General features: G+C 42.2%; 12 protein-coding genes. 7 read left to right on the forward strand and 5 right to left on the reverse strand.

The features are described 5' to 3' along the window. Positions 1-104: 104 nt before the first annotated feature. Both R8P61_23900 and R8P61_23905 read left to right on the forward strand, forming a co-directional pair. Entirely contained in the window at positions 105-701 is a 597-nt protein-coding gene (locus R8P61_23900) for a sigma-70 family RNA polymerase sigma factor (GenBank protein MDW3650138.1), read from the forward strand. Then, positions 676-1,398, forward strand: coding sequence for a hypothetical protein (locus R8P61_23905; protein ID MDW3650139.1), 723 nt, complete (start codon positions 676-678; stop codon positions 1,396-1,398). Before R8P61_23900 ends, R8P61_23905 begins: the two co-directional genes overlap by 26 nt. Before the next feature lie 226 nt (positions 1,399-1,624). On the opposite strand, the gene R8P61_23910 is transcribed toward R8P61_23905, so the two are convergent. Then, positions 1,625-4,042, reverse strand: a complete 2,418-nt coding sequence (locus R8P61_23910) for a prolyl oligopeptidase family serine peptidase (GenBank protein ID MDW3650140.1) — start codon at positions 4,040-4,042, stop codon at positions 1,625-1,627. 160 nt (positions 4,043-4,202) lie between these two features. Here R8P61_23910 and R8P61_23915 point away from each other — a divergent pair, with 160 nt between their 5' ends. Together R8P61_23915 and R8P61_23920 are read left to right on the forward strand one after the other, a co-directional pair. Further along, positions 4,203-4,847: an HAD-IA family hydrolase gene (locus R8P61_23915; protein ID MDW3650141.1), complete on the forward strand. Its 645-nt coding sequence runs from the start codon at positions 4,203-4,205 to the stop codon at positions 4,845-4,847. 331 nt (positions 4,848-5,178) lie between these two features. Further along, positions 5,179-8,418: a two-component regulator propeller domain-containing protein gene (locus R8P61_23920; protein MDW3650142.1), complete on the forward strand. Its 3,240-nt coding sequence runs from the start codon at positions 5,179-5,181 to the stop codon at positions 8,416-8,418. Here R8P61_23920 and R8P61_23925 read toward each other — a convergent pair. Further along, complete coding sequence (locus R8P61_23925; GenBank protein MDW3650143.1) at positions 8,415-8,921, reverse strand: N-acetyltransferase; 507 nt, start codon at positions 8,919-8,921, stop codon at positions 8,415-8,417. The two genes, R8P61_23920 and R8P61_23925, sit on opposite strands and share 4 nt — an antisense overlap. 11 nt (positions 8,922-8,932) lie before the next feature. After that, a complete protein-coding gene (locus R8P61_23930; GenBank protein ID MDW3650144.1) occupies positions 8,933-9,565 on the reverse strand; it encodes a VTT domain-containing protein in 633 nt (210 codons plus the stop codon). Between the two features lie 47 nt (positions 9,566-9,612). Here R8P61_23930 and R8P61_23935 point away from each other — a divergent pair, with 47 nt between their 5' ends. Then, the gene (locus R8P61_23935; protein MDW3650145.1) at positions 9,613-10,056 is read left to right on the forward strand and encodes a pyridoxamine 5'-phosphate oxidase family protein; all 444 of its coding nucleotides are present in this window, start codon (positions 9,613-9,615) and stop codon (positions 10,054-10,056) included. On the opposite strand, the gene R8P61_23940 is transcribed toward R8P61_23935, so the two are convergent. Further along, on the reverse strand, positions 10,057-11,241 hold the full coding sequence (locus tag R8P61_23940; protein ID MDW3650146.1) for a site-2 protease family protein: 1,185 nt from the start codon (positions 11,239-11,241) through the stop codon (positions 10,057-10,059). 67 nt (positions 11,242-11,308) lie between these two features. On the opposite strand from R8P61_23940, the gene pseC reads away from it, so the two are divergent. Then, the gene (pseC, locus tag R8P61_23945) at positions 11,309-12,451 is read left to right on the forward strand and encodes a UDP-4-amino-4,6-dideoxy-N-acetyl-beta-L-altrosamine transaminase (protein MDW3650147.1); all 1,143 of its coding nucleotides are present in this window, start codon (positions 11,309-11,311) and stop codon (positions 12,449-12,451) included. Between the two features lie 5 nt (positions 12,452-12,456). On the opposite strand, the gene R8P61_23950 is transcribed toward pseC, so the two are convergent. Then, complete coding sequence (locus tag R8P61_23950) at positions 12,457-13,416, reverse strand: MBL fold metallo-hydrolase (GenBank protein MDW3650148.1); 960 nt, start codon at positions 13,414-13,416, stop codon at positions 12,457-12,459. Positions 13,417-13,575: 159 nt separating this feature from the next. Here R8P61_23950 and R8P61_23955 point away from each other — a divergent pair, with 159 nt between their 5' ends. Beyond that, the gene (locus tag R8P61_23955) at positions 13,576-16,986 is read left to right on the forward strand and encodes a tetratricopeptide repeat protein (GenBank protein ID MDW3650149.1); all 3,411 of its coding nucleotides are present in this window, start codon (positions 13,576-13,578) and stop codon (positions 16,984-16,986) included. The last annotated feature ends 45 nt before the right edge of the window (positions 16,987-17,031 follow it).

The following is a 17,031-nucleotide window of genomic DNA, read 5'->3' on the forward strand; positions in this document are numbered from 1 at the left end:
GACTTTTATGTTTAGGCTAAGTTTTATAATTTTAGACGTACAGAATACTGACAACCTCACCTCTTGTAATCAAAAAAATAGGAATTCATTATGAATCGCCCAGCGTGAGGAAAAAAATAAACGGGAATAACGAGGAAATTCTCCTGGCTGATATTCGCATAGGCGGACTTCAACAGGAACGTGCCATGAGCGACCTTTTTAGGCGCTATCATGCCTTTATAGGTATGGGACAGGGACGATACCGACTTTCAGAATCCCAGGCCATGCAGGCCTACAGCGACACCTTGCTCTCTTTCCGCAGACAGGTCCTTACCGAAAGATTTCGGGGGGACAGCCAGATCAAAACCTATCTTTTTAAAATTTTTTCTAATAAGTGCGTTGATATTATTCGAAAACGTCCGTCTAAAGAAGTAGATGGTCTCGATGAGGCACTGAATATTCCCAATGAGTCTGACAATATCCTCAGAAAAATCATTATACAGGAGGAAATGGACAAGCTTATGGGAGAATTCAATAAACTCGGAGAGACTTGCAAACAAATTTTACTTCTGGCAGAATACCTGGGATATACAAGCGCGGAAATTGCCGAAAAGATCGGTTTTAAAAATGCTCATTCTGTTACCAGCAAAAAACACAAGTGCCTCCAGCGATTGAGAGGAAATTTAGAAAAGAAACATGTCAAGGGACCAGAAAACGTATAATCTGTTGCTCGATTACCTGTCCGGTAGCCTTGGGGAAGAAGAGAAACTTGCCCTGGAAAAGCTATGGGTCGATCCCGAAAAACGTACAGAATTCTTGGAGCGTGGAGCCATTGAGCATGGGGGAGACGCCTATTACAGGCAAAAATTTGAAGTTCTTCATCAACAGATGAAAGAGGAACAATCAAGAAGAACACGATTTATCTGGATGACAGGCGCAGCTGCTGCTGCAATTATTCTGGTTTTTTGGATGTTCAATTTCCTCGGGGGAGGGAAAGAACAATTAACCCTGAAAACTCTGTATGCAGACAATGTTCCTAATCCTAACATTACCGTTAGGGGAGAAGGAATGACTTTTTGTATGAATCCTCCTTTAGATCCTGAAAAGATAATCCAGGAATTAAAGGACAAAGAAAATCTTGATAATATCTGCAATAGATTGTTAGCGGTTACTTACTTTAATCTGCAGGACTATCAGAAATCCTATGAAAATTGGATCAAGATTGATACCAATGCATTATTCATCGATGAAGTGGTTTGGTATCAAAGTCTATCTTTGCTTAAGCTGAAAAAATACAAAGAATCTGAGCAAATGCTGGATTCTCTACTTAAATCAGCTCCCTTATCTGCTTTTACAAATAAAGCACAAGAACTAAAAGAAAACCTTCCGGCTCTCATCAAAGAATCGGAATCGAAATAATATCCCTTGATTACCCCATTTCACAAGGGAACAAACCCAAAACACAAACACAACAAATAATCCAGGAGCGCCGAAATTACCCTTCGGGCATTGGGGGATTTGTGACTCTTCCACCACATGCCTTTCTCTTACAAGAGAAACAAGCCTCCATCCTTTTTATAAAATAATCCATTTGGGCTCGCGGGCGCATTCCCTTTTCAAGGGGAATGGGGAATGCGCGATGGGGTCACTTCAACGTATCCTCAAACAACTTGAAAATCCTTCGATACTCATCCGTCCAGCTACTTGGCTCACGAAAGCCATGCCCCTCTACCGGATACATCGCGACTTCCCAATTCTCTTTTCCTAGCTCAATCAAACGCTGAGCCAGTCGAACTACATCCTGAAAGTGAACATTCGTATCTACCATTCCATGGCAGATCAACAGACTGCCGACTAAACCCTCTGCATGATAGATGGGCGAACTTCTAACATAAGCCAAACTATCATCCTGCGGTTGATTCAACATTGAAGCTGTATAGTTATGATTATAATGCGCCCAATCAGTTACCGGACGCAAGGCTGCTCCTGATCTAAACACCTCCGGCTCAGTAAACATTGCCATCAGTGTAATGAAGCCTCCATAAGATCCACCATAGATTCCGATTCTTTCCGCATCAACATCATATTCATCCACTAACATCTTTGCACCATCTACCTGATCCCATAAATCCCAACTTCCCATATAACGATAAACCGCTGTTCGCCAATCCCGGCCATAACCGGCACTGGCTCGAAAATCCATATCCAATACCGTATATCCTTTATCCACCAGCAAATTGTGAAACATGTATTCTCTGAAATAGCTACTCCACCATTTATGGGCATTTTGTAAATAACCTGCACCATGCACAAAAATCACTGCCGGACCATTGGCTTCCGGATTTTCAGGCCGATACAATCTTGCATGAACTTTAGCCTTATCTCGTGCTTTGAAAGTGATATACTCCGGTTCTCTCCAGGGATAGGATAAAAATTCCTCAGAAAGAGAATTTGTCAAGCGCTTTGCTTCTGCTCCCGCTTCATTTTTCTGAATAAATAGTTCCCAGGGTCTGTTTCCACTTGAATGCAGGATAGCGATATGAGATTCATCAGGGGAAAGGAAACAGTTATTGTTTCCAGACATAGAGGTCAGTTTTATAGCCTTCCCTCCATCAATCGGCATTTTATATAAATGCCTTTCTCCTGGATGAAGCTCGCTGGAAGTAAAATACCAGAAAGTTTTATCCTGTGAGATAATGGGACCAAAGACCTCAAATTTACCTTTTGTCAAAGCCTTTTTCTTACCGGTATTGATATTCACTGTATATAAGTGAGAATAACCGCTTTCCTCTGACTGAAAATAGACATGTTCTCCATCCGGCATCCAACCCGCAGTCCCTACCGCCTGAGTCCAACGCCCAATACCCGGACCATCAATCCAGGCTTCATCATGCTGGTGATCCAGGCTTTTCAATTCACCACTTTCCTTATCCAACAAACAAATCCAACGATCCTTATAATCTAAAGATTTGGCGATCACCAGGGCATTGCTTCCTGTTTCAGACCAAATCGCATCCATGATGATCAATTTCTTTTTGGGAGCTTTCACCTCTTTGCCTGCCTCACGATACTCTACTATATACGCTGCCTCCTCATCAAAACCCGGTAAATCTTTCCCTACGATCTTCAAAACCGTATCCCTTTCCTTGTCATATAGGTAGGAAGTATAGCTACTTTGCGGAGAACCAACTTTCGGCCGAGCTTGTCTTTCTTCGGTATAAGAAGAAGACTGAATATAATCCGGGACTTTCGTCTGCTTGGCGTCTGCCGATCTACTTACCCTAAAACTCACAAACTTGCCATCAGGACTCAAACTTGGCCAGCCTATTCTTCCACTTCCATAATAGAAAGACTCTGGACTTTCAGGTCTTTCTCTCTTTGCAGCTTCTGCCGAAGCCTCTCTTTTCTCTTTTTGCTCCTTTAAATACTGGATCAATTTGAGTTCTTCCTGTTCGACCCATTCTTTCTGGCTATTTTTAAATCCTTCTCCTTTCGGTCCCATCCCCCTTCGAAAATCCGTGATCTGACGGGTAATTCCGCTAGCGATTTCCCAGAGAAAGATGTTGTTATCTCTTACATAGGCTATAGCAGTTTCTTCATGGACAAATCCAATCAATCCTTCGCGATCCTGGGTAAAAGTCAACTGCTGAATTTGCCCGCTTTCCATATCCTGAATAAAGAGATCCCCATATCTCTCATAAATCTTTTGAGAACGATCCTCAGTAAAATCATTACGGAAAGTCAAATGCTTTCTTTCCTCAAAAGGAACCTTTACAGCATCTCCACCTTCAACCGCTATACTATATAAAGAGTCGCTTTGAGCTTTTTCAGGATTCCAGTTGAAATAGATCTTTTTACTATCATCTGACCAGCGCACATTGCTGGGAGAAGTTCCGATCCATTTGGGATCGCGCATGATATAAGAGACACTCAGCTCAGGAGGAGTCAGCTGGGCAAGGCTAATTTCTTGTCCCAGGTAAAGAAATAAAAGGAGCAAGAATGCATACTTATGGATAGAAATACGTTTAAAAAAGGGAGTACCTATAGATGTAGTAGGATGCATGTTTCTTTTCGTCGATGGTTAGATCCCTTCCATTAGGCAGGAAGGAGGAAAAATCAGCCTAAATATGTCAAATTATTCGCATACATTACACATAGGGCTAATTGAATTATATTCTACAGGGAAATTTGCGAACTTAGCCGAATTAGGGATTTATAATAGCATGAACAAATCACTGCTCATATTTGATTTTGATGGCACCATTGCAGATACCTTGAGTATTGCCATGAATATCGTCAGTGATCTCAAGGATGAGTTCAATCTTCCTGAGGTGAGCAAGGAGCAGTTTGTGGAATTGAAGAATAAGCGGGTAAAGGAATTATTGAAACTATCCGGACTGAGTTGGCTACAGCTCCCTCGCTTCATCCGTAAAGCCCGCACCCACTTCAGAAAACATATCCATTTGGTAAAACCCATACAGGGGATGCCAGAAACCATCAAAATCCTGCATCAACAAGGCTATAAAATGGGTATCCTCACTTCCAATACCCAGGAAGGCGTACAGGAATTTCTCTCAACCAATGAATTGAATTACTTCGAGTTCATCCAAAGCTCGGATTCACTTTTCGGGAAAGCCCGTTACCTAAACAATATCCTGAAAAAGAATCGACTAAAACCCGCTGAAGTAATAATGATCGGGGATGAAATCAGAGATGTTGCAGCTGCACAGAAAGTCGGCATCGACTCTATTGCCGTCTGCTGGGGATTCAATTCGGTAGAATTATTGGAATCTCAAAAGCCGGATCACCTCTTTCAAGAGCCCGAACAGCTCCTGGATCTTCTTTGTACAAATCATCGACATACCTAAGCCCTGTTAGGCTTTGGCTTTTTTGAATACCAAATATTTCGATTTTCGAATTATTTGAGGCGATCGAGTGCCGTTTATAACGCTATTTGAAGCTTATAGAGCCAAAAGGTGCTGAATCATTTCCTTCTGAGAGAAAAATTTACCTGCTAAAAAGGACGTTTTATTCTCCATTATTCTGTCTGGCATTCCCCCAAGACTTTTCCTAACATTAATTCTAGAGAAAATCTATCCCCTGTTTTCTTATCGTATGCCGAATAATTTTAGTCCTGAATTCCGCCTAAAAGCATACTTGCTCTTTTGTCTTCTGCTCCCCGTCCACATGGGTTTGCTTATGTCAAATCCTCATGATGACATTCCAACACTTTATTTCCAACAATTTACTGAGGGATTATCCGAAAACAACGTGCGATGCATAGTTGAAGACCATCGAGGATATATCTGGATGGGTACAGGAGGAGGATTGAATCGTTTCGATGGTACACAAATCAAAATCTTTGAAATGGACGAGGCAGATTCTACCTCTATTCCTGACAACCGAATCAACGACCTTCTTATAGATTCACAGCAACAATTATGGATCGCGACTTATCATTCGCTCGCTCGCTATGTGGAAGATCAGGATAATTTTGTTGTACTCAACAAGGACCCTTCTATTGGACGAGAGCCTTACCTCGACGCCTTATCCCTCCATGAAGATAAGAAAGGGAAATTGTGGGTAGGAACACAACATGGATTATTTGTATTAAATGCAGCGAAAAATTCTCTTGTCAGACCGGAGCAAGTGGAACTACAAGAGTTAGAAAAAATGGAAATCAATTCCATGGAAGAGGTAGGTAACAATTTATGGTTCGGAAGCAGTCATGGTTTATATATCTGGGAGCGAAAAAACAATTCTCTGCATGAAGTTATTTCCAATGAAGGAGATAATGCTGTAGGAGAAGTCCGCGAACTCCTGGCCGATAGTAAAGGTAATGTATGGGTAGCAAGCTTCGAAAAAGGACTTTTCAAAATTAGTCAGAATCAATTTGGCAGGTGGGTTTTCAAATCTTTCTATGATAAAAGAAATCCAATCCTAAATGATCACAGCATTTTTAGTGTGTATGAAGATTCAGAACAGAAGATATGGATCGGCACAGAGAGTCAGGGGATAAATTTATACCTGCCGGAACAAGAATCATTTCACTCCTACACAAAAGATATTCCTGACAAACTTGGCCTGAAATCCAATAGTATACAGGAAATATTTGAAGATAAAACCGGAAGGTTCTTCTTTGGTTCAAACAACCAGGGATTCTTCCTCTACGATCCTTATGCAATCAATTTTAACCACAAAGATCAACTCTTTGGCTTTCGACTCAAATTCAGTACAGTTACTTCTTTTCTGGAAGATGGAGACAATATCTGGATAGGAACTGATGGTGGGGGAATCAGCGTTTGGGATCGAAAAAACAAGCATTACTCCTTTCTCAATCATGATCCTCAAAACCCAAATACCCTGGGCAGCAATGAAGTTCTTTGCATCTTAAAAGATTCTCGCGGCATTATTTGGACCGGGAACTGGAATGGGGGCTTGAACAGATATGATCCCAAAACCCAAACCTTCAAAACCTATAAAAACAATGCTTTTCCCAATTCGATAGGTAGCAATAGTGTCTTTAACATCAAGGAAGATAAGAATGGAGACCTCTGGTTATCGACCTGGGGATATGGGATTTCCAGATTCAATCGATCGACAGGAGATTTTTTCAATATAGGCTATCAAAAGTACAATGATGCCCTGATGTCCCACTATATGACCTACGATCTGGAGATTGATGATCTCAGTGGAGACATTTGGGTAGCAACTGTCTTAGGATTGGATCGAATCAGCATGATCGATCATAATAATTATACAATCAAGCACTTCTCATACAGCCAGGAGAAAAAATCCTCTATTAGCGCTCCAAATGTCCACAGCATTTTTGAAGATTCCCAACACAGATTATGGGTAGGAACGGTGAATGGGCTGAACTTATACGATCGAGAAAAGGAGAATTTTACTCATTTTCATACCGGAGATGGACTTCCCAGTAATTTCATAAAAGACATTATTCAATATGAGGAAGGAGAGTTTTGGATAAGTACAGCGAAAGGGTTGGCAAAAATGACAGAAGATGAGCAAGGCTTTCACTTTGAAATCTTTACTAAATCAGATGGTCTCCAGGCTGATGAGTTCTTCTTCAATTCTTTTTACCTCAGTTCGAAAAAAGAATTGTTTGTAGGTGGGGTCAATGGGTTCAATCATTTTGATCCTCGCAATTTGAAGCGAAGTCCCTATGCACCTCAAATGCAACTCACCTCATTCAAACTATTCAATAAAGAGGTTGAAATTGGGGAAAAGGATTCCCCCTTACACTCACATATCAACTCTCAAAGCCAAATTATATTAGAGAAAAACCAATCTGCTTTTAGCCTCGAATTTCAGGGAGTAAATATGACCAGCCCTGATAAAAATGAATATGAATATATGCTTCAGGGTTTTGATGAAGATTGGAATAAAGTAGGAAATCGAACTATAGCTACCTATACCAATCTGGATGCCGGAGAATATGTGTTTATGCTAAAAGGAGCCAATCGGGATGGCATATGGAGCCCGATCAGAAAAATCCATTTCGAAATTCTCCCCTATTGGTACCAAAGTTGGTGGGCACGATTACTCTTTTGGCTAGGCCCCCTGGCACTTATCAGTTCTTTGGTTTTGATCCGGATTTCTTTCATCAAAGCTCAGAAAAAGAAATTATCGAAACTGGTTGCGATTCAAACTACCGAGCTCCTTGAGCAAAAAAATGAAATTGAAAATCAAGCGGAGCAGCTCCAACAGCTCAACCATCAAAAAAACAAAATATTCTCTATCATTTCTCACGACCTTCGCAGTCCAATCACTACCCTTCAGGGTATCACCAATATGCTCGACCCGGAAATTCTGGCAGCGAGAGATCTCAATTTGATTAAGGAAAAGATCAGTCAAAAGATCGAAAATATAGGAAATGCGATGGTAAACTTGCTGGATTGGTCTAAGAGTCAAATGGAAGGAGAAGTTTCCCTAAAAGAAGAATTCAGCATTTCTAGCCTGGCAGCTGTGATTTGCAATATGTATCAGATGACTGCGAGCCAAAAGAAGATCCATCTTATCAATAATATTTCTGGTACGGATAAAATTTATGCTGACCCCAATCAAATCCGAATAGTTCTTCGAAACCTGATTGGAAATGCCTTGAAATTCACCCATGCTGATGATCAGGTCTGCCTTTCCTCAGAAGTGCTCTCGAATGAAGAGATTCTGATCAAAGTATCTGATACAGGCATCGGGATGGATGAAGATCAATTGGAAAAACTTTTCCAGCTTGAGTACAACAAATCCACAAGCGGTACATCCGGAGAAAAAGGCGTAGGACTGGGACTTCTCCTTGTTAAAGAATATATCGAGAAGAATGGGGGAAAGATTTTTGTTGAAAGTGAGAAAGGAGTAGGGACGAGTTTTTACTTTTCTCTTCTGAGGTGCAAACAAGCTAGCTATAGCCTGACACCCTAAATTCCGAAAGCTTTGGAGTATTTAAGTAATCCGGATTTCCCTTCCAGAGCTGCGGGAAAGAGTTCCATAGCCATAAAAGCTTCGTCTGGCACATCCAGCGGACACTTTACACTCCATTTTGAGGCTTTACTGAAGCCAAAACGAGGATAGTAATCTTTATGCCCCAGGACAAATACAGAAGGAAAGCCCATGGCTCGCGCACGTTTCAAGCCTTCTTCTACCAGAGCCGTTCCGATTCCCTTCTGCTGATAGGCGGGGAGTACAGACATCGGCGCCAATGCGAGGCTGGGCCATTCTTTTTTTCCTACGATATGAATATGGCTAAAGAGGATATGCCCCACAATGATGCTTTGCTTCTCAGCAATAAGTGATAGTTCAGGAATAAAGGAATGTGTTGTACGAAGTTTATCTATCAACTTGCTTTCCTCATCTCCTTTAAAAGCGAGTTGATTCAGTTGATATATCTCTTCTTCATCTTCCCATTTTTCAGCACGTATATTCATATCTGGAATTATTAAGCAAGTTCTCGTTTAAAAAAGTATCTCACCCCTAGCCAAAGTATTGGGGGTATTCCCGCACTCAAAACCAGAGAAAGCCAGGGATTCTCTACTCCCATAGCTCCAATATAAGCGAAAACAAATCCTAATGGAACTGATCCGCAAGCCAAAGCCAGAAAGAAACTTCTGCTTTTCATCTGACTCAAACCTGCCAGACTGGCGATAACCTCAGGAAAAACCGGCAGCCATCTTGACAAAGCAACGATCCAGCCCCCCATTTTATTAAATAATTTCTCACCTTTTTCCAGGTCTTTCTCTCCCAATAACCATTTAGCTCCCTTTATCCCCGCCAGTCGGCAAAGTCCATATGCAAGTGCCCCCGAAAGAAAGGATCCTACAGTAGAGATAATTCCCCCCCAAAATGGGCCATACAAAAATCCAAGGGCTGCCATGACAACCGTCGCAGGTATAGGCAAAAACAAATCACTGATGAGCAAAAGAATTCCCATAAAAATGGCCCAGTTCCCATAGCTCTCCAACCAGGCCACAGAACCTTCTTGAGAGAAAGTATCCGTCAATGCTTCTCCCCAGATAGCAAATGGGATGAGAACCATAGCTGTAAGTCCGAGAAACATAAAAACTAGCCGCATAAGAATTCTATATTTTTTTATTTTGCCTCCAAAATAACATTTCTTTTATGCCTAAACCGCAACCAAAACCGATTGATGAAACAAAACTTGCTGAGCTCGCCCAACAGCTGATGAAAGAAGCTAAATTTCCCATCCTGGCTAGTATAGATGAGGATCAAGCCAGATTGCGTCCCGTATCCCCTGTAAAAACTGAAGGTTTTACCGTCTATGTTGCCAATCTCAAATCCTATGGCAAAACAAAAGAAATTGCCGCCAATCCCAAGGTGGAACTTTGCTATGTAAATAGCAATCATGACCAGGTCCGTATCACAGGAGTAGCTGAAGTAGTCTCAGACCGAGCCCTCTTGGAAGATATCTGGAACAAGAATCGACTACTGGAACATTACCTGGGGAGCTTAGACAATCCCGAATTGATCATTTATCGCATCGATCCGAATCGCGTTCGCTATATGAAAGAATGGGCGCTGAACTATTATGAAATAGCCATTTAATCAGGCGCCTATAATGGATAGGGGTGTAGGGGTAAAGCAGAGAATAAAGATCAGGATAGCGAGGTAGCCATAGAACTGTCGAGAGAAGTTGACTCTATGCTCAATGAAAGCCCGAGGGTGATCCAGACCAATAAACCGCACAACCATCCAGGCATACAAGAGCCATATAAAATTAAACTCTATACGCGGAAAATTCCATTTAAGCAGAACCTGCATTGCCAGAATCAATACGGTACTGAAGACAGCTATTTGCCAATTCTCTCTGCCGAGTACTTTCGAAAATATGTAGAGGAGGAAAAAGACATAAAGCGCTAAAGCCAAGTAATCCCAGGCCTGAATACCTCGAAATTCCATCAGTCCAGTCCCTCCAAAAAAGAGGAGACCAATCAAACCTACCCGAGCGATATAGCCCGCCATCTTTCGCCCGAACATCCCATAAATAATATGGCCTCCATCCAGCTGACCCATAGGCAACAAATTGAGTGCGGTAAAAAAGAGGGTGATATATCCTACAAAAAGATAGGGATAATGGATGAGGTCAAAATGATTGGGAACTTGGGCGGGATCGCTGGGGATCACAGCTTTCAGAAACTCAAAGAGCAAACTGGTCCCAACATAATATCCGTAATAGTCTACTTCAGCTTCCAGGGCCGTTATGATCACAGATTCTTCCGGCACTCCTCCAAATTGCTCGGCATAAAAGGGCTCGATCGCCATTACATATTCCTCCATAGGAGGAAGATTCATAAAGCCATACAATAAGAGGAAAATGGATACAACGAATCCAGCCAAAGGACCTGCGATGCCGATATCAAAAAATTTGCGGGTGCTGGTCGGAATTTCCTTTAGGCGAATGACGGCCCCAAATGACCCTATATTTAAAATGCCAGGAATCGGTATGAAAATCGGGATGTAGTAGGGAAGACTTGATCTTACTTTATGATAAACAGCCATAAAGTAGTGCCCGAATTCATGAAAGCTGAGAAAGGTCAGAAAACTAATCGAATACGGAAGGCCTTTCCAAAAGTCTTTCAATTCCAGCATGCGATCTGCGGGAATACCTGTTCCAAAATTCAGCCAGTATTTACCTGTAATCAACTCGGCACCTGCCAGAGTGGTTGTGATAAAAGCCAGGATAAATAGGAGTATCTGAATGAGATAGGTCCGGAGTTTACGTCTCTTCATATAATCGGTGCCCGCTGTGGAAGAATCAGCTTCAAGTTAATATCTTTGGAGCAAATTTCTATACATTATGGGTCCAATCCCCTATGCCAAACAATACATCCCACAGGAAGACAAAGCTGCCATTCTGGAAAGTCTTTCTGATCCATTTCTCACTACTGGTCCAAGGGTAGGAGAATTTGAGAAAGCTTTTGCGGAATATATCGGGGCTCCCTATGGCATTGCCGTTGCTAATGGCACCGCAGCCTTGCACCTTTGCGCCAAAGCACTGGAGGTAGATTCAGCTAGCAGAGCCCTCTGCCCTTCGCTCACTTTCGCAGCCTCCGCCAATTGCATTTTGCATGAAGGAGGTGAAATTGACTTTGTAGATATTGATGGGGAAACAGGCTTGATTGATCTGGACAAACTGCAAAATAAATTAGAGCAAGCTCCAGCCAATCACTACCAGCTCATCATTGCCGTTGACTTTGCGGGCTTTCCCCTGCAAATGGATCGGCTTAGGAAAATTGCAGACACCTACAACTGCAAGATTATCGAAGATAGTTGTCATGCGCCGGGTGCCTTCTATCTGGATGAAACAAATACTAGACATACTACAGGAAATGCAGCCTATGCTGATCTCAGCATCTTTTCCTTTCATCCTACCAAACATATCACCACTGGAGAAGGAGGCATGATCACATGTTCTGATCCGCAATTGGCAGATAGATTGAAAAGACTCCGAAATCATGGCATTACAAAAGATCCGGAACTCCTCGAAAGACAGGAAGGCGGCTGGTATTATGAATTGCAGGAAGTGGGGCTTAACTACCGCTTGACAGATATCCAGGCGAGATTAGGCTTGACTCAATTAAAACATGCGGAAAAGTGGTTGGAAAGAAGAAGAGCGATTGCCCATGCTTACCGGAAAGCCTTTGCCAATAGCCCGATCCAGTGTCTGGCCGATACAGCAGGACATGCCTATCATTTGTTTGTGATTCGGTATGAGCGGAGAAAGGAACTCTACGATTTTCTACGCAGTCAGGGCATCTATTGCCAGGTCCATTATGTTCCCCTTCACCTCCATCCCATCTACCAAAAGAAAGGATGGAAAAGAGGAGATTTGCCACAAACAGAATCCTATTATAATAGCTGCCTGAGCTTACCCATGTATCCCAGCTTGACAGAAGAAGAACAGGCCTATGTGATCGAAAAAATTCTCTCCTTTGTCTAGCAGAATTATAAACGGAAGCGGAGGCCTTCTCTCGCTATATTAAAGCCAGCTGCTTCCACTGCTTTTGAAGCCTCAGTCCCTACTTGCATGACGGGATTGGTATGGTTGAAATGGATAAAGTAAACCCGGGATTTTTCTTCTGGACTCAGGTCTTTGAAGATTTCCATACTTTCGATGATAAAGGGGTGAGGGATGTCTTTGATATTTCTACCAGGCAATTCAGAATCATCGTAAAACGTAGCATCTACAAAAGCATAATCCACTTCGCGAATAATGTCCTTTATATCTGTTTCCCAGATCGACCATTTATTTATATCCGGAACGAAAAAAGCTTTCTTGCTCGGACCATAAATCATATAGCCTACCGTTTCGCTATATTCATCTCTATGAGGAACCAGTAATGGCTTGACAAAAAGAGAGTCGCTGATTGCCATCAATGAATCAGCTTTCATCTCCTGCAAGTCGATATTCTCATATCGAACCAACTGATCCCAGGGACCATGATTGCTAAGGTATTCCTTCATTCGAGGCATGACAAAAACGGGAACCCCTTTCGCTCCCATTACTTCATGTCCCAAATACATCAATCCTGTATAATGTCCGATATGCGCATGGGTCAGAAATACTCCGCTCAGTTCAGAATTTGGGAGACGTTCCTTACTGATCTGTAGCTGTCTGGAGAAATCTGGAGTGGCTTCAAATATAAAGCGCTTCCCCTTGTGAGAATCTAACAGGCCCAGGGATACCACTTTTTGCTCTAAGTCAGGTTTTTTCCATACCGCCGCACAGCAGGATTTCTCGCAGTTAGCCTGAGGAAAACCAGCATCCTGTGCAATGCCCAATATTTCCAGATTTATCCCCTCCAAAGGGGTATTTCTTCTATCTCCCTGATTATCAGACACCTCCTGAGAAGTGCAGGAAATTATACCAAAAGCGAAAAAAATAAAGATTTTACTGATTCTCATTTTGCGAATATTTTCACAATCCATAAAATTCGCATTTTGCGAACGATAGATTCAGGCTTAAAATGTAACAGGTCTTACAGGCTTATTAACCATTAAATTCCTATCCATTCCCGTTCAGGTAATCAATTAGTATTTTTAGGTTAAGGAAATCCACCATTTATGGATCGCACGTACACTGCTTCTGTTTACCTTGCTTTTGCCAACCATAATAAGAAAAAAAAAGGGGTACAGCACTTAAAATCTTTATATGACTCTCTCGCACCTATCTTACAATTAAGCGAGAAAGATCAAAGTATAAGTCTTATCAGGGAAGATCAGGACGGTATCCCCTTCGCACATGAATTGTTGCAGGAAGGCTTACCGCTACCAGGCCTTACTTTGGTTCACCTCGAGGCTGAATCACTACAGTCAGATGAATGGTTGTTAAATGCCGCTGGAGGCAAAAGGCTACCTATAGACTGGGACAGTCTTTTTCTGGATCATTTGGAAGATTTAAAGCTCATTTATCTGGATAAAGGAGCTTCTCTGGATGCGATTGAAAAGCTGCTTTTTGCAGGTGCTCCAGCCGTAATCGGAACACACTTTGAATTTCAGGACCGGGAAGCGGATCTTTTTAGATCGAGATTTTATGCAGAATTATCGACAGGTAAAACTCTGCAAGCTGCTTATGAACAAGCGGCAGATGCAATCTCACGTCCCTGTGAAATGAAAAAGATTCCCAGCGATCCCTATGAATACTGGGAAAGCAAAGAAAAAAATCAGGACACCACTTTCCATTGGGGACTCTACTATCTATCTGCCAATGAAACCATCCTGGATTGGAAGATGCTGAGTGCTGGGCCTGCAAGATTGGATGCTCCCATTATTCCACCACCTCCTCCTATAGAAAAACCTACGGTAAGTCTGAATAATGATCTCGATATTCTTTCTTCCGCAGATCCAGTTAGTCTTCAGGAAGAAGAGGAAATGGAACTGGATCTTCTGGCAGCTTCTTTAGAAAAAAATGAAGAGGAGAAAATAGAACTGGAACCCGTGTATGAGCTTCCAAAAGAAGAGGAAAAAATACTCATCAAAACGGAAGAAACAGCTGTAGTTTCTAAAACAGAATATTCCCATAGTACACCAGCTATTGGACTCAAAGTTAAGAGTTCTGATCTGGAAGCATTGACTAGCTTTCCCCCACTTAGAGAAGTGAGAATAAAGGAAACGGACATCATGTACCGTCAGAGCAATGCATCTACAACCAAGGAAGAGAAAAGCGCGACCCCAACAGTAGAAGAGAGTCCGATTAGGCCTCCTCTTCCTCAGGAAGAAGAAATCGAAAAGAATTTTGTTCCTCCTGTAGAAAACAGATTTGAAGCGCCCGAAGAAACTGTAAAGGTGGAAGAAAAAGCGCCGATCGAAGAAAAAATAGAAATTCCTACTCCCAGGCCACAATGGGAAGAAAATAAGCTTCGCCAAAGTACGGATCCCAATATTGTCCCCTTAAACAGGAATCCTCAAGTTCGAGAAGAACCGAAAGAAGTTGTAGAAGAAGCATCTTTCGACTTCCAGCCAAAAGTTGAGGAAAGAGAAATAGTGGAAGAAAGGGTGGAAGATCACCGAAGGTATCAACCGACTTCGCTTCAAACCGTAGAAGATAAGCCTAGCTTCCTTACCGCTCGTCCTAAAAGAAAAACCATCCATTTCGCTCCTCTGATCAATTCGAAGCCTTTAATTTACACAGGCATCGGACTGGCAGTGGTGGGAATGCTTTTGGCAGCCGTATTTATTTTTACCGGGATTGATTTTGATGAAAGCTGGACCAGTGAAGAGGATAGTTACCTTTCTGCCTTTGGTAGTGGAGATTCCTATAACATCCTGCTTCTACCTTTCAAGGAATATCCCAATTGTATCGCCGAGGATGCCTTTGACGAAATCGCTGTCAGGGACAGAATGAATCTTTTCCAGGAAGGAGAGGATCTCGGGATCAAAGTTAAATTTATGGGAGATGGTGCCTGCCCCAAAAATAGCGAAGAGGCAAGAAGAATTGGTCAGGTATATAATGCAGATTTGGTTGTATGGGGTAACTATACCGAAATCAAGCGTGATAGCATAAATCTTCATACCCGCTATATCTCTCTCCGAAACAATAACAATTTTCTGGGTAGCCAGGTCAAAAATCTGGGTAAACTTGCCCTGGGAGATAATTATGATTTGCAAGAAGGTTTTATCGCCGGAGACATTGATGATGTCGTGAACTGGTTATTGGGGATTGTAAATCTTCGCAATGAAAATTACATCAGCTCCCTGCAATTCTTTGAGCAAATGGAGTTGAGCGATTCGCATGAAAGTGCCAATCTTTATCATTTGATGGCCAAATGCTTTCAGGGACTGGAGCAATACGACCAGGTGTTGCAAGCCTACAATCAGGTCATTTTCCTTAGCCCGGACAATGCCAATGCCTATCACAATCGTGGACTGCTTTACCAGCATTTAAAACAGGAAGAGCAAGCCATCGCGGATTTCTCCGAAGCAATTCGTCTGAATCCACGCCATATCAAAGCACACTACAATCGCAATCTCCTCATGGAAGGAGAAGTAGATGATACCTTCTATGTTGATCCTGAACTCATGCAAAAAACAGAAGACGTTTGGGAAACGACAGAAGAAGAAAATCCGGATACCTTTCCGGATGAAGAAATCCAATTGGTAACAGAGACCGATCGTTCAGGAGGCTTCATGAGTGAAAGCAGAATCGAAGCTAGCTTACTTCAGGAAGAAGCCAGCGAAATTGAAGATCTGTACGAAGAAAGAGGAAATCTCAACCTGAGTTCCGCAGAAACTTTTTTCTCAGATGGAATCCAATTAGAGCAAAGGGGAAGATTGAGCGATGCAGTTGAAGCCTATAATCATGCCATAGAAAGCTCTCCCAGAGAAAGCCGCTATTATCATGCTAGGGCAAAAGTCTACGAGAAAATCGGCAAAATGAAAGATGCCCTCAATGACTATACTACCGCTTCACAGCTTTCTCCAAAGAATACAGAGATTTACCTGAATCGGGCATATTTGTATGAAAGAATGCACAAATACTATGAAGCGATTGCAGATTATGGCAAGATCATCAATCTCGCTCCCACTTCACCCGGTGCATATTTGTATAGAGGAAAGGCTTACCAGTTCGTAAAGCAGCCCAGAAAATCACTGGCAGACTTTGAGAAAGCTATCAGCCTCAATCCTAATGATGCAACTGGCTTTTACTTCCGGGCATTGCTTTACATGGAATTGAAAAAGCCCAATTTGGCCATTGATGATTTCTCTCATGCCATTGAGATCAATCCCGGATATGCAAGTGCATACAGACAAAGAGGAGAACTCTATGTAGGAAGATCTCTCTACCAGAAAGCCCTGGAAGATTTTAACAAAGTGCTGGCCCTTAATCCTCGCGACGCAAACATTTATGCCAAACGTGCGGAAATGAATTATCAATTGGGCAACCAGCAATTAGCGAAGAAAGACATCGAGCAGGCAGTAAGACTGGCTCCCGGCAATAAGAACTTTAAAAACATGCTTGCTAAATTTAATAAGTAAGCCATAAGCAATACAGAGGTATTTGGTAGAAAATAAAGCGGGCAA

It is taken from the genome of Bacteroidia bacterium, from assembly GCA_033391075.1.
Taxonomy (GTDB): Bacteria; Bacteroidota; Bacteroidia; order J057; family J057; genus JAWPMV01.